This window comes from Pseudomonas violetae, from assembly GCF_023072615.1.
Lineage (GTDB): Bacteria > Pseudomonadota > Gammaproteobacteria > Pseudomonadales > Pseudomonadaceae > Aquipseudomonas > Aquipseudomonas violetae.
This window is the reverse complement of the sequence record NZ_JAKNRW010000001.1, coordinates 174,909-200,412: the sequence shown is the minus strand read 5'-3', so window position 1 is coordinate 200,412 and position 25,504 is coordinate 174,909. Positions and strand designations below refer to the sequence as shown.

The window sequence follows — 25,504 nt, the reverse complement described above, 5'->3', positions numbered from 1 at the left end:
CCATAGGAAGCAACATGCAGATCACTCAAGGCCAGCGTCTACCTTTGTCGAGCATTCTCCAGGGGACATCTCTCACCCTTGCTGTAGACATTCAGACTTCATTCGCCATGGACTTCGTGTGCTTCGGCGTTGACTCGCAGGGCACGCTATCTGATGACCGATACATGGTGTTCTTCAACCAGCCTAGTACCCCCTGCGGCAGCGTGAAGATGGCTGGCAGCGGTAAGTTCGAGATCAACCTGGACCTCCTTCCAGCCTCCATTGATCGAATGGTCTTCACCGCCTCGATCGACGGGGTAGGTGCCATGAACGGCATTCAGGCGAGCAGCTTTTCGATCAGCAACCCTCAAGGTGAGCTCCAAGCAACTGGCCACTTTTCAGGGGCCACTTTCACCAGCGAAAAAGCGATCATGGTTGTTGAGCTATACCGAAAGAGCGGTGAGTGGCGTTTCGCATCGAATCTACAAGGCTACGCAGAAGGCCTTGATGCCCTCGTGAAGCACTTTGGCGGAGAAGTTGTTGAAGAAGCACCTGTAAGAGTTTCACTCGAGAAGAAGATTGCAGCTGCCCCCGAACTTATCAGCTTAGCCAAGAAGGCTCAGGTCAGCCTGGAAAAAGCCAATCTTATCGATATGGTCGCCCGCGTTGTGCTCGTGCTCGATGCCTCAGGGTCCATGAATGGTCAGTACTCTCGTGGGCGAGTCCAAGAGATATTGATTCGGACCGTACCGCTCGCCGTTGCATTCGACTCCGACGCGTCACTTGAATGCTGGGCGTTTGCCGCAAAACCACTGCAGCTCTCTCAGGTCACCCTCACAAATTATAAAGATTTTATCAACACTGATAGCTTGGGATGGCGAAAATGGGAAGTCGGAAGTCGGATCAACGATGAGCCCCGGGCAATAGAGAAGATCATCGAATCGTTCCACAATTCGGGCGATCAAACTCCAATGTACGTGCTGTTCGTTAGCGACGGAGGAGTGTCTCAAGATCGGGCGATTACACGCCTCATGATTGATGCAGCGAAGCTACCTATATATTTTCAGTTCGTCGGCGTCGGTGGACGAAATTATGGGGTCTTGGAAAAATTGGACACCATGTCAGGCAGGGTTGTCGACAACTGCGGCTTCTTCGCTGTGGACGACTTACACGACCTAAGTGAAGAAGCGCTTTACGACAGATTGATGTCTGAATTCCCGGCCTGGATTAAGGAAGCCACGGCGAAAGGGATTATCCGTTAATACCTGCTCACCCGAAAGGTCGTGACTGCGTAGACCAGATGCTGGAGCAGCTATCGGTTTGTACGCTGGTTAGCCACTTTTATCGACAGGGGACAGGCCCAATTGGGATTAGGCCCCCTGTCGTTGGCATCAAACGCGCTGATTGAATAAAGCTGCAGAGCATGAGCTTCTCGCTGTGAGAGCATGGAATAGCCCCCACAGCACTCGCCTTAGTTCAACACGGACATGTCCATCGGAGTCACCTCAACAAATCGCGCCGAACGGTCGAGTTTCACCAGCGCGCCACACGAATTGAGCGTCGCGGCTGGATCAATTGCAGCTACGCGACTGAAGTCCAGCGCATCCCACTGCGAGCGTGTCACCAGGGCAGAGATTACGTACTGATCCTCGATCATCCCAGTCGCGGGGTTGTTCCGCTGGATGTAGCCCGACACCAGAACCTTCTGGATCCCGGGCAGCAGTGCAAGTACTTCGCCCACCACACGGAATAGTGAGCCATAACAGAGCGCAACAAAGTCCCGGCGGAGTTGTGCATCCGTTCGGTTTTTGAACGTCAGCTTTCCATTTCCTCTCGCCTCCGCTATCCGCCGCGGCACATCACCTTCGTCAGGGAGATCAACATCAAGCGCAACTCCCGTGACGTCCTGGGAGAACTCGTAATCGACCTGGGTTTCTTTGGGCCACGCAATGCCGCTAAGCACGTAATCGAGCGCTTTTTCCATTTGAGCACTAAAGCCTCGGGCGGCGAGCCGAAACGCTTTTTCGATCTCTGTCCGCTCGAGCTCGTAAGAATCCTTGGTCGCCTGCCAAACGCTCAAGTCCTCGCGATATTGCGCTTCTGCAGACTCAGCATCCCGCTCCATTTTGGCGCTGCGCAGTAGCATCCGATCCATCAGTCCCGGCGCCTGCTGATAAGGCAACTGGGGCGCAGCTACGGAGAATGCCGCCGGAATGACAGGCTGTGTTCCCGGGGCTGGCGTCGGGAGGTGCACACCAAGACAGTCCTCCAGATCCTGATTAATTTTCTCAGCAGCCTTTTCCAAAAGCTCCTGAATTGAGTCCGCTTTCTCGGACTTTACCCGTTTAACGATCGCCGGCGGCAGTTCGTTGTCCTCTAAGTCGGTAATCAGCAAGGTGCCGTCTTCAGCGACCTTCACCTTTACCTGGCCAGAGTACTCGAGCCCTCCAGGAGACGGCAGGGCGTTGGAAGCCCGGGACGGTCTATCGATCCGCTCTCGGTAGGACAACCCCGTTCCGGGTAGTCCGGCATTCAGAAACGTCCCATTTCGCCCCATTGTCATGCTGAGCCCTCTGGGCCCCACAGATGTGCTTAAACCCGACTTGCTGATATTGATACGAACACCAGGCATGATCGTAATGCGCTTACTAAAGCGAAATCCCATGAGATTCTCCTTGTCCCTGATCATGAAATGCCAGAGCTGCGCCCCGGCTCATGCTCGAATTAAGTTCTTCCTGCAATGTAGTCATCGATCGAACTGAACTGGCGATGCCGGCACATCCACCCAGACAGCAATACAAGTGTTGTCGTCGCAAGTACCGCCAAGCCCCGCTGACGTCGAGCTTCACGCTTATTGCGTGCGCCGCTCAATAGCAGCAGAGCCATGGTCAGGAGGTAGAAGGTTAGGAGTGCGAATTTGGCAAAAAGGGAAAGCAGGAAAAATACAGATAAGCCGTTGCTACGATAGGTCTGAATCAGCACTTGGACTGACATGATGCCAATAACCAACAACGCGCCAATGAACGAATAGTTCTTGGGTATTTCCAGCCAAGAATTACCTACCCAAAAGACCCCGATGCCGAGGATTGGAGTCAAACTCGTGAACAAAGCGTCTGTGTAGTCATGGTAAATGGTCATCGAGCCGCGGTGGTGCAACCAGACACAAATCAGCAAAAGCAGACCCGTTACAAGCGATACTATTTTCAGACTTAGAAAAGCCTGATGGCTGTCTTGAGGCGGCCTAATCGGCGTGGGTGCCTTCGATTCGGGATCGAGTCTGGAAGGCGTTTCTGCTACGGTTGGCCCCGGAACGGGAGATTGCGCGGCGCGTTTAGAGACTCCATCAGACGAGGAGCCTCCGGTCTGAGTAACCGCACCCGCCAGGACTGAGAGCCGCCCAGATAGCGATGTATTTAAGCATTTCGAAGTCCTGCAGTTATCCCGGAGACGTAGCCATTCGCGCTGCTCAAGTCGCACCTTGCCCTTATCCCGGGCACTATCGAGCGCTCGGATGTATTGCGAATTCAACGTCTCATCCAGGCTGCTGAGGGAGGCGTCTGCGCAAATGGTGTTTTCCGCGAAACTCACAGCCTTTGCACAATCAAAGCTGCTCGCCTGGGACCCAATCGAACAGAATGAGAGCAGCAAGATACAAATGCCAAGGCCACGTTTTTTGCGAGGCATGATCAATAATCCTTTTTTTGTATGGCTCCAGCGAACCTTCGGCGGCGGTACTGAACTGCACTCAGGCCCTACTACGTATAAACCACGGTGTAATTTCTCCAGACAAGAAAAAGCCCCCAGCAAATGGGGGCTTTTTCGAACCCTTACGGGTTAGCCAATGCTCACGCCGTGAGCTTCAGCCAGAGGCTTCAGGCCGCCAGCAAAACCCTGGCCGATCGCCTTGAACTTGAACTCTTCGCCAGCACGATACAGCTCACCGAAAATCATTGCAGTCTCGGTGGATGCATCTTCGCTCAGGTCGTAACGAGCCAACTCTTTACCGTCAGCTTTGTTCAGGACGCGGATGTAAGCGTTGGCAACCTGGCCAAAGCTCTGCTTGCGTGCGTCAGAGTCGTGGATGGTTACAGCGAACACCAGTTTTTTCACTGCTGGAGCCAGGCCGGTCAGCTTGACGGTAGCTTGTTCGTCGTCGCCTTCGCCTTCGCCAGATTGGTTGTCGCCCATATGCTCGACCGAACCGTCGGCGGATTTTTTGTTGTTGTAGAAAATGAAGCTGTTGTCATCGAGCACTTTGCCGTTTTCGCCCACGATGAAGATTGAAGCATCGAGGTCAAATTTAGCGCCGTCAGTTACTCGTGCATCCCAACCCAGACCAACCACCACTTCGGTGAGGCCAGGAGCTTCTTTAGACAGTGACACGTTGCCACCTTTTGCTAGCGAAACAGCCATAAATCCTTCCTTTTCAATTGGTTACGATGGGCCTAAAACTGCATGCCGAAATTATTTGCGAGAGCCTTCAGGCCCCCGGCATAGCCTTCACCGATGGCACGGAATTTCCATTCAGCACCGTGGCGATAGAGCTCGGCGAAAATCATTGCAGTCTGGGTTGACGCGTCTTCAGCCAAGTCGTAACGAACGACCTCGGCGCCACTCACTTCGTTGACCACACGGATAAACGAGCCGCCCACTTGGCCGAAGCTCTGCTTGCGAACTTCTGCATCATGGATGGTGACAATGAAAATTACTTTATCGACGTCAACAGGGACCCGACTGAGGTCGACCTTGATCACTTCATCGTCGCCATCACCTGCACCGGTACGGTTATCGCCAGTGTGCTCCACCGAACCGTCAACGCTTTTCAGCTGGTTGTAGAAAATGAAGTCAGCCTCGCCGCGCACTTTACCGTTGGCGCCCAGCAGGAGCGCGCTGGCATCCAGGTCAAACTCGGTACCGTCAGTAGCACGCGGGTCCCAGCCCAGACCTACCAAGATTTTGGTAAGGCTTGGGTCAGTTTTGGTCAGGGAAAGGTTGCCGCCTTTCTGTAGGGTCAAAGCCATGGGTATTTCTCCTTGTGGTTGATGCAGCTACTTAATTTTTTTCAGCTTCAGCTTCTTCCTTGCCGGGGAAGAGCAGGCTTGCAATTACGCCTATCACCAAGACAACCATAACGATCAGCAAGCTTGTGTTCGCGTCAATGGTATAGCCATGGTGGAACATGTGATCAGTCGCATTCAAACCAAGCTTAATCGCAATGAAGAAAAGAAGTGCGATTACCGACTTTTCCAAATGCACCAGGTAGCGCTTCAGCGCTTCAAGGACAAAGTACATAGTACGCAAGCCCAGAATCGCAAAAAGCATTGCCGAGTATACGATCAGGGGTTCACGGCTTACCGCGATCACCGCTGGCACGGAGTCAAATGCGAACAAAATATCGGACACCTCGGCGACTACGAGGCAGAGGAACAAAGGGGTGGCGAACAGTGTGCCCTTCGCCGCTAGGGTCATGCCTTTATTTTCAGGCTTCTGCAATTCACCCTGCAGCTCCTTGCGAGTAACAAAGAATCTGTTGCCGTGAAGCTTTGGCCATACCGGGAAAAGCTTTTGAGCGAAGCGGTATGCCATATGCTTGGAATAATCCTCTTCCTCCTCATCATCACCGCCGGCCCGTAGCATCATAATCGCAGTCCAAGCGACAATTACCGCAAACACCACTTCGACCCACGGTCCAAACGCCAGAAGCCCGGTTCCGATGGCAACGAACACGCCACGGAAAACGATAGCGCCGATGATGCCCCAGTACAGAACACGGTGGCGCAGGCCATCGGGCACTTTGAACCAGGCAAAAATCGCCATGAACACGAAAAGGTTGTCCACACTCAGGACTTTTTCCAGGGCGTAACCTGTCACGAACAAGCTTGCGACTTCAGGACCATGCTGCACATACAGGAAGCCGGCGAAGGCGAGCGATATTGCAATCCAGAATATCGACCAGATCGAGGCCTTTGTTAGTGAAACCGGTTTGTCGCCACGGTGGGTGACCATGTCGAGCAGAAGCGCGCCAACGGCAAGCGCAACAAAGACCGCCATGGTGAGCGGGGGGAATCCAATGTTAGTTTCCAAGGTACCGCTCCTTAAAGATCGAAATCAGCTGGGTTCAAGCCCAACTCAGCGCAAACTAGACGGCAAGCCGCTTTCTCTTCAGCATCGAAGTCTCCGTCCGACGCACCGATGGCACAACCGACACGAACGAGCAGCCGGCCGGCGCCAGGATCATTTTTGATTTTGCTCATCACCTTCAGCGCTTCTGCCTGACCGATCTGAAAGTCAAACTCAAATTTCTCGCAATGAGAGTTGAAGGACTTGATCACGTCCGTCATGTTAAAAACCTTCAACTCTGGCGATTGACTGATAAAGGCAGCCATTTTTTGCTTTTCTTCCGAAGAGACACCGCCAGACGCCGCTGCGATGAGAGCGCAGTTCGCCGTCATAGCATCCATGAATCGCTGGTTTTTGAATTTGGTCACTTCTGTTGTTAATTTGTCGCGGGCAGCAGCCACGTTATCTTTTAGCCATGAAAGCATTTCAGTTCCCCCAAAGGGCGGGGTCAATTGACCCCGCAAACAATTATTTCGATCCCGCGCTCCAGCGCATACCCCAGCCGTAGGCTTTATCCAGTTGCGAATGACCTCGGTGGAAATCGACTCGTCTGGATACCTTAACGGCGCCGTTCACGTTTTCAAGCATCGCAATGGCACACATGCCTTCACGACCTCCCTCTTCATTTAGACGGACTTCAATCTCAGGCTGACCTGGAACAAAGATCGTTACAACACCGTCGGTTTCTCTCCAGTTCGGTGCACCTTCGTAGATGAAAGCAAAGATTAGGATGCGTTTGACTTCGGACCATTTTTTACCGTTGATGTGCAGCCATTCCCCCCCATCAACCGAACCGGTCCGATCGTCACCCATCAATTGAACGAACGGTTCGCTGTCCAGGCTTCCGAAAGAATTACCCAAAGCTTGGACAACGCCTTTATACCCATCTTGAAGTTCAAACAGGCAGCCAACGTCTAGGTCGATGGACTTACCGGCCCCAAAGAAACCTTTCTTTCCTTTGTTCCAGTTCAAGTTCACCTTGATCTCACCAAACCCTGCCGCGGTTTTCTCAAGGCTGATCGAGGTGCGAGTCTTGTCGAGGGTAACTTTGCTCAAGCTGATCGTGGATTTGGCCGGAACGGGCGCTGCAGGAGCAGGAGCGGGAGCAGGAGCAGGCACAGGAGGCGCGACAAAAGGAGCAGGTGGAGGTGTTGGGGCGACGGTTGGAGCTGCAACATCGACTCCAAAGTGTTTTGCAAGCGGCTCAAGTCCGCCATTAAAACCTTGGCCAACACAACGAAATTTCCACTCCCCTTGACGGCGATAGAACTCACCGAGGATCAACGCAGTTTCTGTCATTCCGGCAGTCGGGATCTGAGCTTCAATGCCACCGATTATTACGACTGAGAGTTGCGAGACGCGCTCAAAGCTGGCTTTGTTCTCATAGATCGTCGCAGTCAAAGCGACCTTTTCAACGGCGGGGTCCAGACGGCTCAGATCAAGAGTAAAGACAGCGCATCCGGGGGACGCTACGGTCAGTTGCACCGCTCCACCAAGCACGCTGGTTTGTCCGTAGAAGCACATGTCCGTATCGCCACGGACTTTACCCGAGGCGCCAAGGATGAATGCCGAAACATCAATATCAGCCCCAGGAATTGGAGTGTAATTGACATCAACGCGAATTGGGCCGTTGGCGACCGGCGCATTTCCACCAGGGACAAGAGTCGGCATCAGCGGAGCGCCTGTATAGCCAGGGATACGAGATCATCGGCTGTACGACCGTTAGTGGTCATGCCGATTGCTTTGAAATCCCAACCCCCGTTTTGACGCGTCAAGCTTGCCATCACGATACCAGTGTGACGGCCGCGCTCGGATAAATTAAAGCGAGCCAATTCGGAGTTGTTACCGGCGTTGAGGATTCGGCAATAAGCGTTTTCTACCTTCTCAAAATTCTGACCGGTGAAACTATTGACCGTAAAAACCAAATGCTGGACAGATGAGGGCAGCCGTTGGAGGTCGACCCGGATCGACTCATCATCGCCATCGCCAGCACCAGTACGATTGTCGCCAGAATGCTTGATCGAACCATCGCGCGACTGCAACTGACGAAACCAGACCAGGTCGATTGGTTTCAGGTCTTTGTCTAAGAGAATGCAGGATGCGTCCAGATCAATTTCGGTGGTGGAACCCGTCAGTCTGCCCAGAAAACCAACTTTCGCTGCATCCCAACCCAGGCCCAGGCTTACACTAGTCAACGCGCTACCGGCCGTTTTTTCCAGAGAGATGGTTTGTTGTTTGCTCAGGGTAAGTGCCATCGTTACGCTCCTTGTTGATCGTCAGTATTCGCGTTGCGGTCAGAGTTGACCGCTACTTGCAGTGTGGTGTGAGCAACAGCGCTCACGCTCGGTTTACCGCCATTTGCTCCCCGCAGGCGTCCACGACGCCATGCGGGATGGAAATTTCGCCAGTTGGCCTCTTGCGCTGCCGCGAGCAATTCATGATCGCCCCGCGTGTCGCCCCATGCCTTTAGGCGGTATTGGCTTAATGGTCCATAGACCGCTTCAAGCCGTAGAACCTTGTTCTCGCATCTACAATTGTTGCCGGCGATTTGCCCGGTCAGTCGTCCGTCGACAACCTCCAGCTCAGTACCAATCAATTTGATGCCTAAGCGTTCTGCGAACGGTCGCAGCACCAATGCGGGGGAGGCTGAGCAGAGCGTCACTTCTGAGCCAGCCTCAATTTCATTCGCGACGGATGTTAACCCGGAAGGTCGCATAAGCTGGAGCCAAAACACCTCACAGAAAGTTTGGGCCTGCTCGCTGACCCAATCGGCATCGACTCCAGTTAGGAATGTGCTGACCAACCGCGCTTTGAGCTCGTCGCGAGTCAAACGCCGTGCAAGAAAACGTATGCTCGGAATGGCGAGCATCAAGACACGTCGATTGAACTCGCGCCGGCCAAAAGCAAACTTTAAGAATGGGACGAAGCTGTCATGCCTGGTGAGGGTGCCGTCGAAATCGAATACCGACAGCACCTGCTTACCGTGCATCTCAGGTTCGGGGATCTGTTTCATTGAGCAGCCTCAGCCAAGCGAATGGTTGTCTCCCCATTGGCGGCTTCGGGTACCCGTACGCCATGCCACTCTGCACGCTCAAGAATCTTGATCGCCCATTTGTAATGGGTTGCAGGTTCACACATCACGTCGTTGTGCTTAAACACAGCTGGAGCAACATCACTGACAATCAGCTTCGCGCTGTTGAGGTCCTCGAGACTCACCCGCAGCTTTTCCTGGATGAGGCTGATCTGGCTTGGATGAATTGCAGTCTTGCCGACCAGGCCGTGAGCGATATCGAGATCCAGCTCCTCACCCAGCAAATTGGGCGTTGCGAGCTGCTCGAATACCGGAGCGGTAAGGGCGAAGCCCTGCGACCCCATGACCCCAGCAAGCATCGGAATAACGTATCCCATCGGAGTGCTGTATAGCGTTGTCGCTGGGTTCCGACGAAGCCCCAAAGAGCCCATCAGATCGTTTCCCCCGATGCGCAGTGCAATGATACGGCTGGCCAGGTTGGCCCTGAGTGCCTGTCCCAATTCGACCATCGCAACAGGATTGAAGACGTCGGCGGTCTCAAGGGTAGGCATAAGAAACAGCTCAGGATTTGTTACCGCCTGCTCCCAGGAGCCGAGGTTCCGCATTGTGAGCTTGGGGACGACAAATCCATCAACGTGTTTTATTAATGGCCAGTCATTCAACACGGCCGCCATCACCGAATCTCGGGGACGGACGAACAACAACGGGCCGTCGCCTGAGCGGCCACCGCGGTCGTTGATCGCTGATAACAACACATGCAGATTACTAAGCGCCGTGTCGATATCGATATCCGCTACCGCGTCTTCCAGACATACCACCAGAGAGCGCAACTCCGGTAGCTTGGTCCGGAACACGACATCAAGCAGATCTGCTCGCGTGGCAGGCATGTACAGCGTGGCGCCGAGGGCATACGGAGAAAGGATTTTCATCAACTCACGCTCCGAATAATAGTCACAGCCCGGTATGGGCCCAATGCAGCGCCAACCTCTTCAACGGAAACACCAGCACCTTCGGTGAGGTGCAGCAACAACTGAACATCGCTGTCATGGCGATCGCGCACGAGAACATGGTCTGGTACACGGCGAAGGACGGCTCGAGTCGCTTCTGCGATGCCAGGCTTAACCCGGTTCAAATTCTTGATGCCAAACCGCTCGGCTAAAGACTTCACGACGTGTCCGGCTGCGTCCTGTAGCTCAACCCGCTGTGCGTCTGTCCACGGCGTAGCGCGATGCACCGAGCCCAAAGTCTTGCGCTGAGCATCGATGTGCTCAATAAAATCCTGAGTCACATCGTGCGCCTGTAAGTGGTCGTAAACGACGCAGCCATGAAGCCCACCGTCAACAGGCCAGATCGAACGCGATACCAGGCCCGACACGGTGGCCCCTAGGATTCCGGACGGGATGACCCAGTCCTCAGCCGAGGCGGAAAGCCATGAGTGACCACAAGGGTCTGCTAAAACGACCAGGCGGGGGTCCCGCGGGAAGCGCGAGTCACCATTGAGGCTTCGCTGGATCTCGCCAGAAATCGCTCCCTTTCCAGTCCAGCCGTCGACGAAGACGATATTCTCAGCGCCATGCGCCGTAATAATCGCTTCCAAAGCGACTGAATCAATTCCACGGTCGCGAACGATACTGATGCCGTAATGGTGTGATTCGCGACCCATGTCAATCAGCGCGCGCCGCAGCAAGACACCCAGAGGCAGCCCAGCCCGAACAAAAGAAACCAGGACAATTGAAGGGCCGGAGCATGCTTCATTCAAAGCCAGAGCCAGGGCTTGAACATCGGTGGCCATCCGGACACCATTCTGGCCGAGCGCTCGCTGATACAGTGCCTTGTGCACGTCAGTAGGGGCGCTCTCTAAGCTGATCATCTCGGAATAATGCTTCTGCTTCGATTGAATCAAGCGCTCTTTTTCCGCGACGTCCGTTACTTCCATTTGCACAGGCTGGAGCAGGAAGTGAACATCATTGGGGAGGTAGCTGCCGCTCCCTACTGTATTGAGATCCGAAACGGTGTTAGTCATTGAGCGTATCCCCCACTAGCTTGGCTAGCTGGCTTCGAGAAGGGGTCGCCCACATGTGGCACTCACTCATGAAGCCCAAGTCGGTAATGCTGTCGCCGAAGCCGAGCACCGGCCGAACACCATTGACTTCGCGATCACGTCGTAGGAGTTCCTGTACCGCCGCCTGCTTCGATAGGCCAACAGGTAGGAACGCCAGGTTGTTGCTATTGGCGTGGATGTGCATACCTTCCAGCAGGCCGCGGCGCTGGACCTCAGCAAGGACCGTTTTAAGCACCTCGTCGTTAGACTCGTTGTGCTTGGTCACCACGTAATTACGCAGCCCTTCTTCCTCAACCACCCACCCACGCAAAGAGATGCCAAGCTCTTTGCCGATGGCGAGGGTTTCTTCGCTCAAACCCGGTAGACGACTTTGGAAGTCAGCCAGAACGACGCGCATGTGCGACTGCCATGCTTCGTCAAGCTTACGATCCGGGCCGAGGATGACTCCGCCGTGTGAACAGACTGCGCCCTGGGTAAACGGTAGCTTTACCCGGCTGAATGCTTCCACGCTTCGGGCTGTGACCGGCACAACGTCGGTGGAAGAGAGCAACCACTCAAACAGTGATTTTTGAACGGCGCTCATGTATCCGTTGGGTTGGCCATCAACGTCGTAGGTTGCTGGATGCCGTAGAGTTCCCTCAGGCATTTTACGCGCGGTCTGAAACAGCGTGTCGTCGAGGTCGGCCAGGGCCATTGGGCGATTACTGAGCATCAACAATCACCTCGGCGTTCAAAGATTTAACAAGATCTGCAGGTATTGACTGCGCCGGCGTTTCCGAGCAAATCAACACGCGATCAAACTGCCCAGGGCGGACGTTGTAGAGGAAGTTCGGAATACCTAACCCGTAGTTGTCCGAGAATGAAAGCGCGTGACCGATCGCGTGACCTAACGCGATAGGCGAACGACTGGTCGAGCTGAAGTGCACATCAGCACCAGCGCGCTCCAACCGCTCTGCGAGCAGAAACGGACGCCAGACGAACTCACTGGTGCCGACAACAAGAACGCGCTCCCCAGCAACGACTTTCAGACCAAGTGCCAAGGTGTCCTCAACATCGCGAACGCCTAGACGCCCCCAATCTTTCTCTGGTGTGAGCGGCCAATCGCCGGCGGCCACAGAGCCAACCTGCGGCATTACAGGCAAAGGAGCGTCTACGTCCTCGTGAAAATCATATGTGCCTTGCAGAAGCGAAACTTGATGGGCGGATGAACCGATGGCCTTGCAAACCGCATTACGGGACCAATCGGTAAGAACGCAGGTCACTACATTCTCGACCTTGGTCAGGCCCGCATCAACCAATGCGCGGTGCAGATTAATGAAGGTCTTGCCGGTGGAGGCTTCGTCGTCGACAAGCACCAACGAACGCGCATTCAAAACCATTTCCCGGATGTCGGGCTCTACAGGCATGTGAATCAAATGAGCACTTGCGTGGCTGTGCTCCTCTTCAAAGCGAGTGAGAAGTTCCGTACCAGTCGGATGTCGCGTGCTGACCATATAGACGGTATCAGGGCGGGTCGCGCTAAATGCGCGATGCACACCAGCACCCAGACCAACCGCAGTCTCGGCCATGCCGATTACAAGCACTGGACCTGGAAGGTTTGCGGGTATTTCCTGGGCCAGGCTTTTGAAACTAGCTTCCATGACCGAAGGACGCACTGGAATATGGCGCCCCAGTACTTTTGAAACAAATAGAAACGCGCGCTTCGGATTATTACGCTCGGCAAAGCCGAACAGTGCGCCCGGGTCGATTAGTGAACCATCTACTTTGACATCGAGTCGCCCGCGCAACAATTGTGCGCTGAGCGCCTTGGAACCTGCGTTACTTTCCATTAACAACATCCTAGAAATGCGTAAGATCATTAACCTAACGGCTCTTGCGCATTTGACAAGTCAAAAGGGGGTCAGAAATTTTGGGCTTCAATTCGCCACAAAGAAGACTGGGCTTCACGGACCAACTCAGTCGTCGTGAATGTTTTGCTGACAGGCGATATCCTGGCCTCAACACGGCAAGCGTTAAGGAACGCAAGGAGTAATGAGGCCTTTACGGCAAAATTCATGTTCTGCGCAGATTCCACGGTTGATGTCACCAAACCGATAACTGCCCCTGAAGAGTCAAAAAGCGGACTACCGCTGGAACCAGGTTGTATTGGAGCAGTGAATTGGAGCAGGCCTGCATCATTGTGGAGACCGAATAAACCCGACACGCCTCCTTGGGTGACCTGTACACCTCCACCGGCAAAGCCGGATAGAGGGAAGCCTAAAGCGACAACGTGTTCACCGAGCTCGCATCCAAACCCTTCTTTAAAGACCACCGGATTTAAAGCTGGAGACTGCAAGACTCTAAGGAGCGCAATGTCATTACGTCGGTCGATTACAACGGGTTCGGCGCGGTAGCGGCCCTCAAAGGACGAAATGTGAATATCTTGCATACCCTCGATTACGTGAGCGCACGTTAGGACATGATTAGGCGATACCGCGAAGCAAGTACCAGTTGCACGTGAGGCACCAGTATCAGGCGGGCTAATGCGTCCCTTGGGGTGTGCGTCGTCAATCTCAATGCCTACGCGACGACCGAGCGCGGCCAATCCATACGCAGAGCCTTCTGCTAGTGCGCGAAACTTCCATTGCTGGTTTCGCGCGTAGAACTCGCCGATGATAATCGCCGATTCGCCGTTTTCGCGGAGGTCAAGGCAATGTTCAATCTGGCCGTCGACTTGTAGACGCAATGAATGAAGTTCGCTGACAGGGCCAGCTGCGGAGAAGGTGTAGACGATTAGCAGAACTCGATCACTACCAGCCGGAAGCGATTCCAAATTCAGTTTGCATGACGGTATGGCCTGGCTCCCACCCCATTCCATCCAATCACAGGACGTATGCAATAGCGCGAGCTCACCAGTAGGGCGCCGTTTGTCATCAACCGGCAACACGGCAACCCCTGCATAGTCTCCAAACGAGGAAGATTTAGGGGATTCCAGAGTCCACTCAGTCCGCGAGCTCAATATTGCCGTGTTTGCGCCTGGCGCCAGCACCATCATTCCTTGATTTCTCCATTCCGGCTGACCGCCAACTTGGCAGAACGCGTTCGCGTTAGGATATCAGTTTAATATCAGGCTGCAGCTTCAGCAGCAATAGTGACACCTTTGATACGGACATTGGGCCGCCAGACGGTCGCTGGCTCTGACAAACCCAGCCGGCGTGCGGCAAAAATACCAGGCAAGTTCACTCCTGCTAAACGGGTGTAGCCAATGCCCCCAGAGTAGCGAGGATTGATTTCCAGCAAGTGTGGCTTCCCAAAGGCATCGTCTTTGGTCTGCACATTGACCAGCCCATCACAACCGAAGTGTTTGGCGGCTTCTATTGCAAGTTCGACAGCAGGTCCTTCACGCTCAAAAGTCTGAAAAACACCGTCCTTCCGCCGGCCTACAAGCGCAACCGCGCGCCCGGCCTCGCAAACCATATCTACGGAACATTCGCTACCGGACATGTAAGGCATCATCAACATCGGCGCCGGCGTCTCACCCGCGCAGTAAGCGTCCATGTAAGTCTGAAAATTGGCTTCACGGGCATCGGGATTTGCAAAACAACGAAACGGATCAGCATCCGCCTTGAAGCGCCAGAAACCTTGGCCGTAGATCCCAACGGACGGTTTCACGCAAACCTCACCAAAAGACGAAAGGGTGCGGTAAGCAGCGAACATCTCTTCGGCGTTCGCGGCGGTAATCCCAGGCACACAGGCCAGGCCGACGCGTTCCGCCTCCGCGGTGAATCTGCTTTTGTTGTCCACCATGTCAAATGTAGACATAGAAGCGCCGCCGGTTACCAGGACAAGCCCTGCTTCTTCAAAACTGGATCGAGCGAGTTCGAAAATATGACCAACCCGGCCCGCAAGAATCACTTTTATTTGCTGCGCCTGAGCTGTAGCAATGACCCACTCTATGCGCTCGTCGTTTTCTTTCGGCTCGACGAAGGAGACGTCCGCAAGCGATGTGATCTCAGGACGCTCCTGACGATGGGAAGCGAAGATTTTCACGTCTGCTGGCAATGCTTCTCGGGCGCCGATAATCACGTCCCGCTGGCTAGATTGTCCTTCAAGAAACCAAATCATGACTTACCTCGCTGACTGTTGCGATCTGAGCGCTGCCGCAAACTTAAAAAGGGAGCTCTCAGGTTTTGAATGATGAAAATCAATTTAACGTCCCAGGGAGAATCAGCAAGGTAAGACACCATTGCATTCTACCTTGGACACCGTGCTCAGGGTGAGAACGGATCATGGCAGACACACCTCGAATTGATTCAACGGCCTAACCTTTCAATCGATAAGCTTCATTAGATTCAAAACACCTAACTCGAACCTGAAAAACCAAGCCGTGGCAGACCTAGATATTCCACAATACGGTGTTTGGCATTGGAGCCCTGTAACTGCCGCGCTGGAATGAAACTTAGAGTCTGTAAGCAACGGAACTGTCACCACAGCTATTGCTAAACCCGCAAGGGCGTAGGTCCTCACTTTTAGGAAATGGCCACCACCCAATCCTAATAGTTGTGAGACAAATATCATGGCGCTTAATAACAGACCTAACATTGTTGTCGCCAGCACAATGGGTTGAACGACTGCATTTGAAATGCGGCGCAAGTCATAATGGGGAGTCTGGTACTCTTTAAAAAACTGACTAAATTTCCACTGATACTTTGATGCAACCCAAGGCTCATTTCGGGCCTGCCGATCTACAGCATCTGCAAAGTATAGCTTCATCAAGTCCTGCCCCCGAACTTGGTTGCCAATTACTAACACTGGATCATCGACTAGATAAAACATATTGACTATGAATAATTCCGATTCTACAGATCGCGCATTGTCCCCTGCATAGGAGGGCACGAGTGCGTTTTTATAATTATTTCCCAGAGATGTTATCCGCTGCACATAGTACGTGGTAATTGCCTTCTCGGCTAAATCCGGATGCTTTGCCACAATCGAATGACCAATATTAGCAACGATCCTATTCTGAATCCCCCCTAAAATAGAGCCGCACAAAAGCCCTGAAACAATGATCAACACCAGCGTCACAGTAGTTGAGAGGTCTTTTCTGCGCGCAATAAAAGAGGCGCAAACACCTCCGATGAGGGCAAATGTTAGAAAGCTTCCAAAGTTTGCATTCAATTCGACTCCTTGGCTCCAGTCGAATAGTCTGAGAGGCAGCACTTCCTCAACTCCAGAAGCAGCCGATGTATCTGACAATCTATCAATGTATATAAAACTGTTCCACATGCCGAAAAGTGCGGCGACTGATAGGACAATTTTCGGAAGGTGCTTTAGCATGCGTCTCATTCCCTTGTGATCAAATATGCACTGTCGTGTCTGCCTCCGCGAAGGTTACAAGACATCTCTGAATTGTGACAATTCTTAATAGGCTGCTTCGTGGTACTCAACTCTAAGATTCGCATTTCTGGCCGCTGCGATGAAGATTAGGCGCCCGAGAGGGCGCCCAACTTTTAAAAGTGCAAACCTGATTCCCTAGCTTATGCCACTGCGGGATTGCGCTCAAATTCCAGACAGTCACCGATCGAGGTGAACTCTGGACTGCGACACAGCCACACGGTCAGTGTCGTATAGGCGACGGACAGAGTTGCGATATAGGCCATGTTTTGCTTGGCCTCACGCCTATGGCGTGCAGCTGTGCGTGCTTGCGATTCCCCTTTGCGCCGGCCGCTATTTGAAAACAGGGAGCCCACCAGCATGGCGATAATCGCGAAGAACACCGATATGATGGTGAGCTTAGTAATGATGACCAGCGCGATATTGAGCGCGCCTTGGTTGGTTCTGAGGGTCGCATAGACAGCGTAGCTAATACCCAGCAGAACCCCAGTGGTAAAGGCGATCGCTTGGACAAGGCTTGGCAGCTCCAACCAGCGCATGACGAGGGCGGCTATCACTCCGGCGGCCGGCAGCAGGTTAGTGATGGCTGCATCCGTGTAGTCGTTATAGATGGTGGCGGTCTCTTTATGGTGGAGCCAGACGGTCCAGCAAGAAATCAGGAACCCGATGAGCAGCGTGTATTTCCAGGCTGGGCCAGACCAGAATGCCTGCCACATCCTTTGGAAGAGTGGCTTCTCAGCCAATGGTTGAGTTGGAGCACTCCGCTGCGGCGCCGTTGCCAGATTAGCTGTAGCGGGATGAACTTGTGCTGCTGACGCGACCACAGTCTTCGATTGCTTAAAGTACTCCTGTTCTCGTTGCAGGCGAGCTTGTTCCTTCGCGAGATTGTAATCCGCAGTTCGCTTTGCTGATGCGATTTCTTCCGCTTGGCGTTCCGCGTTTCGTTGATCTTGTCGTGTTTGTTCCTCAGCCTTATCGGCCGCGTGTCTCTCAGCGTTGACGTAATTTTCAAGGAAGGTAACCCGCGAGCCCAGCGTCGTATCGAGACACTTCTGCGAGGTGCATTGGTCACGCTCAGTGATCCATTCACGCTGTAGCTGGCGGAGGCGGGCAGGATCGGCGGTCTTGGCCAGCGCTTTTTGGTATTCCCGACCCAGGCTACTGTCTACGGTACTCAAGTAGCCGTCCTGGCAGATGGATGTCTCTGCGAAGCTTGCAGCTTTTTTACAATCAAAACTTGCTGCCATAGCTCCGCCGGCCGCAAATACCAGCAACAGCGTCACGGCGCTGCTCATCATCCTGTGCATATCCCTAATCCCATTAATAGCGCCCATAGACGGACGTAACGTTTATCGGCGGGCATTCCTTAAACCTGAGGTCAGGTACCCAATAGGGCAGGAGCGACGCCTAAGCCCCAGCCAACAGCCTTCATCGTTTAGCAATTCGCAGTTCTAACACCGTCGTGGTGCGTCCCCGTACCGCCAACAATAGGAGTAGGGGGAATCGCTTAACCAGGTCAGGTCTTTGATAGAGCAGAGAGGAACAACATAACGGCGCCGGACCAAAAGAAAAGCACGGGGCGGGGCTCGCCGCTTTGCGTAAAACCCTACGATGAGTATCGTAGGGTCCCATCATGGAAGCGGGGGCTCTGGCAGAGGCTAAACAGAGCGCAGCAGGAGAGGGCGGCCGAAGACTCCACGGTCAGATCCAGACATGTCACCGCCGGCGTATGCATATAGGCAGATCGCCAAGGAGTCGACACGAATGCCAGTCAGCTCTCTAGCTCCAGTGGCGAACCAATGCTCAAAGGTGCCCACACACGGAGATTTGAAATTCTCGGCGATTCAAAAATGAACATCAGCGGAAAGGGGCGGCACACTGAAATCTTAGATTTCGCCGCCAATCGGTTTTGTCGGTAAATAAACGTTATATATCAATCGCTTACGCAGCACGCCCTGTCTGCTAGCACTCGTCATAGATGGGCTAAGGGTAGGGCATTGGGCCTTGAGCACGAATAACTTTCAGCTTCGCCCTGCGTTTGTACACCGAGCTCGCCGAGCAACCAATTTCCTTCGCAACCTCACTGACACGCCGTTCCCCCAGCAACGCATCCTCAGCCGCAGTCCAGGATCTAGCGCTTGCTCTGCTGCGAGGTTTCTCCACGCCAAGCTGTCGGCGCCGAACGCGTATCATGGCCATGGTCACGGAGAGCTTCCTAGCGATCTCAGCATCCGGAATCGCATCTATAAGTGCGTCCTCTTCTGAACTCCATTTCCGCCCTGGACGACCTCGGTTGTTCACCGCCTTAACGCCGAGTTTGAGCCGTTCATGCGTCACGTGGCTGCGGTCGAGACCAATACGTCTTGCAATGTCGTAGTCGTTGACCACTCCAAGCAACACAATGACGTCCGGTTGAAGCACCTTGCTACCCTTAGGGACTGGCTTTGGGCCACGGACTACTGAGATACCCAGCTTTCGCCTTTTTGCGCGCACAGCCGGCAGTGTGAGCTTTCCTTCAGATGCCTGAACAATCTCCAGGTCCGGGACTTTACCTAACAGATCGATCACTTCCGCTGTCCATTCCGAGAACACAGCGATTCCTAGCCTTATACGTTGGTCTCGCACTTGATGGTTTGTGAGCCCAAGTTGCTTCGCCAAGGCCACATCGTGCATCGTTCCAAGCAGACGGTTCTGCTCCTCGGACCAGGTCACCGGACTATACGGCAGAATACCCAACTCCCTGCGCAACCCAGCAATCGTAAGATTGGAGAGTCCTGTTAACCTTGAGAGTGCAACATCCGGCATGGTCCCAAGAAGCCTGGTTTGATCCTCGGAAAGAATCGCGGGCAATCGAGTGCTCGCACCGTCACTAGCTGCGATTCTATCGCGGTGATTAGGGCTGAAGCATGCAATCCCACGCGACAAACGCTCACTTCGGATTGTGTGCATCGAGATTGAAAACCTGCGCGCCAGTTCCCGATCACTAGCCGTACCAAGCAACCCTAGAAGCTGTGTTGGTAAATCGCGCTGGCGGGAGCTTGCAATCCCACGCGACAAACGCTCGCTTCGGATTCTGTGCAGAGGGATTGAATAACGGCGCGCCAGCTCCCGATCACTAGCGGTTCCGAGCAACCCTAGGAGCTCTGTTGGCAAAGGACTGTCTGCTTTCTTGGTGTACTTGCGAGTCATGGCGACAGATCTGATGGCGATCACAAGAGGTTAACCAGTCTCGCCAAAATGTCACGCCGAAGTGAGGTGCGGAATTCTGTGATCTAACGCTCAGGATCTGGACCGATGATCGACTAAGTTGCCGCGGCCGGTTTGGAGGTATAAAGTGATGTTTAGATAGCGAGAAGATGCAGCCTACAGCTGTTGTGTGCAAACACATTCCAAGAACTGCATCTAAACTCGCTGCTTGGGACATAACTTGGTAGAAGTGCCAAATTATGAGAAAAACCCAGGATGTCGCGCAAACCCTGAAAAAAATTCGAAAAAATAGGCGCAAAACGCCCTATGTCGATTTTGCCGACAATACGAGTTGTCGGCAATTCCCTAAGTCCTTGATTCCTAGGGTTTTCCCCAGAACAAAGCGGGCTTTTGTTTAACCTAACCCCCCTCCTTCGACTAGCTGTCGAAACCCATCTCGAGGCCGGCGGATCCTAACGTATTGACCGTCGAATGTGAAACCTTATCCTGCGTTGAGCTACCCAGTACTCTGGTACGTAGTGTAGATCAGCAATGACGGAATCTGAAACTCTACCTAAAGCCTCGTCGAGTTCTGACGACCATCCTCTTTGCACATACTGACAGCACGAGCTTGTTTCTGCTTCCTCTAAACCTTTCCTAAGCTCATGAACGGTACTCCGGCTCAGGCCAAATAGTTTGCCGACGATACGATCGGTTTCAGTGCCCACATTGAAATCGCGCAGTGCAACCGTAGAGCCTGTTTTCAGCGCGTCATGAGAATCTGCTGTGCGAGACCTAGCCGTGCGCTCCATTGAAATATCAAGACGCGTCCGTAACTTCGTTATAGTCGCCCGGGGAACGGAGAAAGACTCAGCGACAATGGAATCCGGATAGACTCCAAGAGTCTGGATCAGCTTCCTCGTTATTACTACGTTCCGCAATGGAGCAGGTCCGATGCCGAGACTTTCACGTCTGCTTGCCAGACACTCATATGACACGCGGTAAAGTTTGGCGATCTTGAACAGAGGAAGAACGCCTAGAAGTTTTACGGCATTTGCAGGATCTAACGGGTCGCGAATGCCATTTTTGGGTCCACTCATGGCCGCTGACCTCGCAACGCACCTAGTCCCTAAGAATAGCTCCCCTCCGCCGGCAGCCTCGCCCCATCTTACCAACGGTGGGCACTACCTCTCACCGAACAGACAATCCACGCATGGATCCATGCGGCGCAGCTTGAAGCATTACCCGCCAGGGGAGAATTTATGTCGCTCACCCGCTACACCAGGGGCGTGTACCTGTTCAAGATAATGCGAGTCAGCACGAAGGTAGTCGTGCACTCAAACGTCACTGCGGCGCTCTCTATCGATCACTGAATAGTGAGTCAACCGGACACAATCCCCCCCGATAGTGTCCGATTGGCTGTCTCCCCCTACCCGCCGCCCTGGCGCTGTTTCAATGGACTAGCTGCCTGGCACGTGAGCGGCAGATGCCGCGCGACCGATTAGAACGCGAGCCCTTTGCCGAAGGACTGCTAGGTATATTCCGCCTGCTCGTTACACTCAGTGATCGTATTGGTAACTGCTTATCAAGGCTTCCCTATAGATTGACCTGCAGGCGCCGATAACAAACCTGCCAGCCCGGGCTCTTCTGTTCACTGGTGCGCGCCCGCCGGCAGCCAATTGCACCCAACCCAAAAAAGGAGTTGAGGCCCGCATCTCGGGCCTCGAAGACGAATCTATGGATCAGACCACTATGTCTCCTCACGCCCCCCACACTCCAGCTTGGGCAGTTGAAAACCCATATCTGAGTATCCTGGCCCCTCGCTTTTTCGAGAACGTCGATGGCTGCGATTGGAATGACCTGGCTCATCGGGTTGTTCGCATGTTCTTAACGGTGGAAGCCCGATACACGACGCAGGCTGACGCGGATCGTTTAGGCGCGAAGCTTCAGGCACTTCTCAATGACGGCGCATTCCTACCAAATTCACCGGTGATGATGAACAGTGAGCATGGCGCCCCAGCCAACATGTTCGCCTGCCACGTGCTGGCACCACCGGTAGACGCCCAATCTATGGAAATCGCCAGCAAGATCCACGATGGTTGCGGCGGTATTGGTTATGACCTGAGCTCCGTGGGCGATCCTATCGCGATGACACAGTTCATTGAAGACCAGACTTCGGAACGGAATCCTGACAGGAAGCGTAAAGCTCATAGCGCCGTCACTCTCCATGTCGACCACCCGATGGTTGAAGGCTTCATCGGCATGTGCAGCTCGCTGGAAATCACACATACCAACGTTGAGCTCGATGCCCCATTCTTCAACTCCCTTGAGAATCGAGTTCCAGCTGCCTTGGCCATTTGGGAGCGCATCTGCGGGTCGATCTATAGCACCGGCAGGCCTGCTATCGCATTCGGTGAGCACAAGTCACTCAGATCCCCAAACGGGGAACGGCTGATCTTGAATGTGTGCGGTGAAAGTTTGCTGAGGGTAGGGGAGTCTTCCTTGATCGGCTCGCTCAATGCCTCCCGTTTCGTCCACAACGGTGTGTTCGATGACGGCGCTTTCGCCGAGGCGGTGCAGATCGCTGTCCGTTGCCTCGACAACTTGCACGACATTCAGGATCACGCTTCCCCTGAAGTGGCTCGGCGCTGCCGCGAGAGCCGCAAGATAGGTCTCAGTGTTATGGGTTACGCTGACGCTCTACTGCTCCTGGGCGTTCGATACGGCAGCCAGGAAGCGCTTGAGTTTGCCACCCGCGTCATGGGCCTGGTTAAAGCGGCGGCCCGGAACACCAGCGAAGACCTGGCACTGACTCGGGGTAGCTGTGAGGTGAGCCTATTGCGCGAGGGCGAGCCACTGCGCCGCAATGCATCGCTGATGGCTATCGCAGCGAACGGCACGCTGAGTCTGATCGCCAACGTGACTGGTGGCATTGAACCGATGTTCAGCTACGTGATCCGCCAGACCGTTGAGGATCGCGTCACCCACCAGATGCAGCCAACCCTGCGCCGCGTGCTTCGCGAACATGGTCTGAGTGAGACGGACATCGCTGACGTGACCGCGGCGCTGGCCCAGGGAGCCGAGCCATCCGAAGTTAGCCTGCTGCCGACCGCGGTCTGCAGGTCTATGGTGCGTGCACACGACCTGAACTATGAAGATCACATCGTGACTCAGTCGACGTTCCAGGCATTCATCGATGGCGGTATCTCCAAGACGATCAACCTCCCCTCGTCTAGCCGCGTCGAGGACATCGCAGCGGCGATCCTCAAAGCACGTGAGAGTGGTTGCGTGGGGATTTCGCTGTACCGGGACGGCAGCATCACCGGGCAACCATCTCAGATGGCCACGGGACCCGTTGCGTGCGAGACGGCAGCTTGAACAGTCCCTGCTTCATTTCCTTTGATGGCCCCAAGGCGACCGGTAAAACAACTGTCCTTGAGGCCGTCGGTGACGCCCTGCGCGCTGACGGGCGCTTTCCAGTTGTCGAGTTGTGTGAGAAGGATCTCGACCCGGACCGCGCCGCCACGCTTCATCTGATTAAGCAACTAACAGCAAATCCAACGGAGGAGCTCGAGTATCTTGTTTGTGAAAAGCTCGCCGCCGGCAGAGCCTGGATCACCGACCACGTTCTCTCGCAGGTCGATGCTACCAGCGTTGTCCTAATAGATCGCTGGTACCCGTCAGATGCAGCGTTCCGCCGCATCCTGCCTTTCACCGAAATCATGGCCATGAACCTCTCCCGAGGGGTACGCATACCGGATCTGCACGTCGGTGTAGTCACCACCCCGGAGGTATCTTGGGCCAGGGCGATGGCCAGGCCTCGCGGGTTAAGCAGTGTGGTCATCCAGAGCCTTGAGGAACACGCCGCCTGCAGCGCCGCGTTCAACCGCGCTATCGTCGCCAATGACTGGTTTTCATGTCGAAATGAGTCGTCTGTGGAACACGCGGCGTTACTTGTGCAGGAAGCGATCGACGGCCTCCCACGGCGCAATGCTTTAAATCAATAACCAACACTACCAGCTCTGTGTAAGGAGTCACCGTGAAGACCAGCACCGACATAATGTCCAGGAACCAATGGTACCTAATGACTTTCGGCAGAAACGCGACAAGGTGGCTGATGTTGAGTTTCATCAGTCTGGCCGCCGCCTGGTATCTGTCGGGGATCGCGCTGGTCGGTATTGCATTGGGGATTGGGCTCCCAGCTTTGCTGATCAAACGATCCGTGGACAAGCGTATTGCGGCTGCTAACCAGGTGTTGGAGGACGTCTATAACAAAACGCTGTCCTCCCTTCCCAAGGTCGATTACTACAACTATGGCGCAGATGGTTCAATCTCTGTGGATGCAGAAAGTGGTCAGATATCTGTTATTAAAATTCTGCCGACGATGGAAATCCTCGCGCCGTTCGTTTTCAACGCGACCGATATCATTGAGTTCCACTTCTACGATCCTGGTATGACGACCACAAAGTATTACGGAAGAGACATTGTCACGGCTCAGGCGACGCTTAATGACAACCTTGAAGCGATGGCCGATCGTCTCAAGGTGAGAGGCTTGCACATCCGTCTGAACGATATAGAAAACCCCAAAATCGTAGTCACCATGACAGCGAAAGAAGCTGACCATTGGATTCTCATTATTAGGAAGCTGATTAACAGGTCGCTTGCGCCTGTCGTCAACCCCAAGATGGTTCCGTAGGGGAAACGGAGCACGCTACTGGCAAGCAAATGACAATAGGAGCGCGATGGCGGGCGCCGTGACAGCTTTGCCGCCCCTCTTCGCCCTCCTCCACTACCGTCCAATCGCATCTTCAAGAAATCATCTTCACCTTCTTTGGGGGAATGATAATTTCCGCGGACCGGTGCGGTGCCCCGCGAACTATAGACAAGCAACACAACTCGTAGATCGCAGGCAACGCTCGACTTGAGCTCGCTCAGAGCGGACAGGAAATGTTTCAGCGATCGCTCATAGTCATTGGTTCAGCGGCTCAATAGCGGCTTGATAGGGTCGGAAGCCAGCAGTAGGTCGTAATTGGAATGAATTCCAACCCCTCAAAACGGTTTTGGAATATTTGTCATCGTTGTTACTCTACGAGCATCTAGACCGCCGAACCATTCGGCAGTCTCAAGTTCTGGGTTTGTAGTTGCCGAGCCGGCACGCGAATATCAGTTGAAATAGAGACACTATTGACCACATGGGGAACTACATGAGCATCGTTAACGAATATCGTTCGACTGAAGAATCCATCAAGCAGCTTCAGTCGCGCCTGGAAGCCCTGAAGGGTGACCCGAAGCTGCAGCAAGAGATCGAATTTGAAACCAAGCTGAAAGAGCTCCTGGCTACTTATGGCAAGTCTCTGCGTGACGTCATCGCACTCCTGGACCCACAACGCCTTTCGCAAAATCCAGGTAAGGCGTCGGCCAGTGCTAAAGCCCCTCGGGCAGAACGCAAGATCAAAACCTACAAGAACCCTCATACCGGTGCCATCATCGAGACTAAAGGGGGTAATCACAAAGAACTCAGGGCGTGGAAATCCGAGCACGGTTCGGACACGGTAGAAGGCTGGTTGGTGTAATTTTCCGATATGCCTGACATTTGAACGCCGTATAAAGCCAGCTTACGCTGGCTTTTTCTTGCCCCCTTTTTAATCAATTATGGTGATGACCGAATTCATTGCCGGGATTTCCCGGAACAACGAATTAGCCCATCACCATTCCTTCATCCGCATAGCATGCGCTCAAGATCCGCCGTTCGC

23 protein-coding genes are annotated in these 25,504 nt (G+C 53.9%); 5 read left to right on the top strand and 18 right to left on the bottom strand.

Annotation, left to right across the window (positions count from 1 at the left end; translation table 11 throughout):
* Positions 1-14 precede the first annotated feature (14 nt).
* Entirely contained in the window at positions 15-1,241 is a 1,227-nt protein-coding gene (locus L9059_RS00945; RefSeq protein ID WP_247285973.1) for a VWA domain-containing protein, read from the top strand.
* A gap of 209 nt (positions 1,242-1,450) precedes the next feature.
* Here L9059_RS00945 and L9059_RS00940 read toward each other — a convergent pair whose 3' ends face one another.
* The 18 genes from L9059_RS00940 to L9059_RS00855 form a co-directional block, all read right to left on the bottom strand.
* The gene (locus tag L9059_RS00940) at positions 1,451-2,644 is read right to left on the bottom strand and encodes a DUF4236 domain-containing protein (RefSeq protein WP_247285962.1); all 1,194 of its coding nucleotides are present in this window, start codon (positions 2,642-2,644) and stop codon (positions 1,451-1,453) included.
* Between the two features lie 59 nt (positions 2,645-2,703).
* Positions 2,704-3,663: a lysozyme inhibitor LprI family protein gene (locus tag L9059_RS00935; RefSeq protein ID WP_247285943.1), complete on the bottom strand. Its 960-nt coding sequence runs from the start codon at positions 3,661-3,663 to the stop codon at positions 2,704-2,706.
* A 150-nt stretch (positions 3,664-3,813) separates the two neighbouring features.
* A complete protein-coding gene (locus L9059_RS00930) occupies positions 3,814-4,392 on the bottom strand; it encodes a TerD family protein (protein ID WP_247285941.1) in 579 nt (192 codons plus the stop codon).
* Between the two features lie 32 nt (positions 4,393-4,424).
* On the bottom strand, positions 4,425-5,000 hold the full coding sequence (locus L9059_RS00925) for a TerD family protein (RefSeq protein ID WP_247285931.1): 576 nt from the start codon (positions 4,998-5,000) through the stop codon (positions 4,425-4,427).
* Positions 5,001-5,031: 31 nt separating this feature from the next.
* Positions 5,032-6,030: a TerC/Alx family metal homeostasis membrane protein gene (locus L9059_RS00920; protein WP_247286822.1), complete on the bottom strand. Its 999-nt coding sequence runs from the start codon at positions 6,028-6,030 to the stop codon at positions 5,032-5,034.
* 44 nt (positions 6,031-6,074) lie between these two features.
* Positions 6,075-6,524 carry a tellurite resistance TerB family protein gene (locus tag L9059_RS00915; protein WP_247285930.1) on the bottom strand — a complete coding sequence of 150 codons (450 nt, stop codon included), beginning with the start codon at positions 6,522-6,524 and terminating at the stop codon, positions 6,075-6,077.
* A 43-nt stretch (positions 6,525-6,567) separates the two neighbouring features.
* Positions 6,568-7,770: a TerD family protein gene (locus tag L9059_RS00910; RefSeq protein WP_247285928.1), complete on the bottom strand. Its 1,203-nt coding sequence runs from the start codon at positions 7,768-7,770 to the stop codon at positions 6,568-6,570.
* On the bottom strand, positions 7,770-8,354 hold the full coding sequence (locus L9059_RS00905) for a TerD family protein (RefSeq protein ID WP_247285926.1): 585 nt from the start codon (positions 8,352-8,354) through the stop codon (positions 7,770-7,772). The genes L9059_RS00910 and L9059_RS00905 overlap by 1 nt, the downstream gene beginning before the upstream one ends.
* 2 nt (positions 8,355-8,356) lie before the next feature.
* Entirely contained in the window at positions 8,357-9,112 is a 756-nt protein-coding gene (locus L9059_RS00900) for an HAD family hydrolase (protein WP_247285924.1), read from the bottom strand.
* Positions 9,109-10,059 carry an HpcH/HpaI aldolase/citrate lyase family protein gene (locus tag L9059_RS00895; protein WP_247285898.1) on the bottom strand — a complete coding sequence of 317 codons (951 nt, stop codon included), beginning with the start codon at positions 10,057-10,059 and terminating at the stop codon, positions 9,109-9,111. The genes L9059_RS00900 and L9059_RS00895 overlap by 4 nt, the downstream gene beginning before the upstream one ends.
* A complete protein-coding gene (locus L9059_RS00890) occupies positions 10,059-11,153 on the bottom strand; it encodes a cysteine protease StiP family protein (RefSeq protein WP_247285888.1) in 1,095 nt (364 codons plus the stop codon). The genes L9059_RS00895 and L9059_RS00890 overlap by 1 nt, the downstream gene beginning before the upstream one ends.
* Positions 11,146-11,904 carry an HAD family hydrolase gene (locus tag L9059_RS00885; protein ID WP_247285887.1) on the bottom strand — a complete coding sequence of 253 codons (759 nt, stop codon included), beginning with the start codon at positions 11,902-11,904 and terminating at the stop codon, positions 11,146-11,148. Before L9059_RS00885 ends, L9059_RS00890 begins: the two co-directional genes overlap by 8 nt.
* Positions 11,894-13,021, bottom strand: coding sequence for a phosphoribosyltransferase domain-containing protein (locus L9059_RS00880; RefSeq protein WP_247285885.1), 1,128 nt, complete (start codon positions 13,019-13,021; stop codon positions 11,894-11,896). Before L9059_RS00880 ends, L9059_RS00885 begins: the two co-directional genes overlap by 11 nt.
* A 71-nt stretch (positions 13,022-13,092) precedes the next feature.
* Positions 13,093-14,226, bottom strand: a complete 1,134-nt coding sequence (locus L9059_RS00875; protein ID WP_247285883.1) for a trypsin-like peptidase domain-containing protein — start codon at positions 14,224-14,226, stop codon at positions 13,093-13,095.
* Between the two features lie 71 nt (positions 14,227-14,297).
* The gene (locus tag L9059_RS00870; protein WP_247285882.1) at positions 14,298-15,296 is read right to left on the bottom strand and encodes an ATP-grasp domain-containing protein; all 999 of its coding nucleotides are present in this window, start codon (positions 15,294-15,296) and stop codon (positions 14,298-14,300) included.
* Between the two features lie 204 nt (positions 15,297-15,500).
* Positions 15,501-16,508 (bottom strand): hypothetical protein, encoded by a 1,008-nt coding sequence (locus tag L9059_RS00865; protein ID WP_247285880.1) that lies wholly within the window; start codon positions 16,506-16,508, stop codon positions 15,501-15,503.
* Between the two features lie 200 nt (positions 16,509-16,708).
* Positions 16,709-17,863 (bottom strand): lysozyme inhibitor LprI family protein, encoded by a 1,155-nt coding sequence (locus L9059_RS00860; protein ID WP_247285877.1) that lies wholly within the window; start codon positions 17,861-17,863, stop codon positions 16,709-16,711.
* Between the two features lie 685 nt (positions 17,864-18,548).
* Positions 18,549-19,415, bottom strand: coding sequence for a hypothetical protein (locus L9059_RS00855; RefSeq protein WP_247285847.1), 867 nt, complete (start codon positions 19,413-19,415; stop codon positions 18,549-18,551).
* A gap of 2,073 nt (positions 19,416-21,488) precedes the next feature.
* On the opposite strand from L9059_RS00855, the gene L9059_RS00850 reads away from it, so the two are divergent.
* The 4 genes from L9059_RS00850 (at position 21,489) to L9059_RS00835 (ending at position 25,324) form a co-directional block, all read left to right on the top strand.
* Complete coding sequence (locus tag L9059_RS00850) at positions 21,489-23,129, top strand: hypothetical protein (RefSeq protein WP_247285836.1); 1,641 nt, start codon at positions 21,489-21,491, stop codon at positions 23,127-23,129.
* On the top strand, positions 23,126-23,758 hold the full coding sequence (locus L9059_RS00845) for a dTMP kinase (RefSeq protein WP_247285834.1): 633 nt from the start codon (positions 23,126-23,128) through the stop codon (positions 23,756-23,758). Before L9059_RS00850 ends, L9059_RS00845 begins: the two co-directional genes overlap by 4 nt.
* Positions 23,759-23,790: 32 nt before the next feature.
* Positions 23,791-24,447, top strand: coding sequence for a hypothetical protein (locus L9059_RS00840; protein WP_247285832.1), 657 nt, complete (start codon positions 23,791-23,793; stop codon positions 24,445-24,447).
* 508 nt (positions 24,448-24,955) lie between these two features.
* The gene (locus L9059_RS00835) at positions 24,956-25,324 is read left to right on the top strand and encodes a histone-like nucleoid-structuring protein, MvaT/MvaU family (protein ID WP_247285830.1); all 369 of its coding nucleotides are present in this window, start codon (positions 24,956-24,958) and stop codon (positions 25,322-25,324) included.
* The last annotated feature ends 180 nt before the right edge of the window (positions 25,325-25,504 follow it).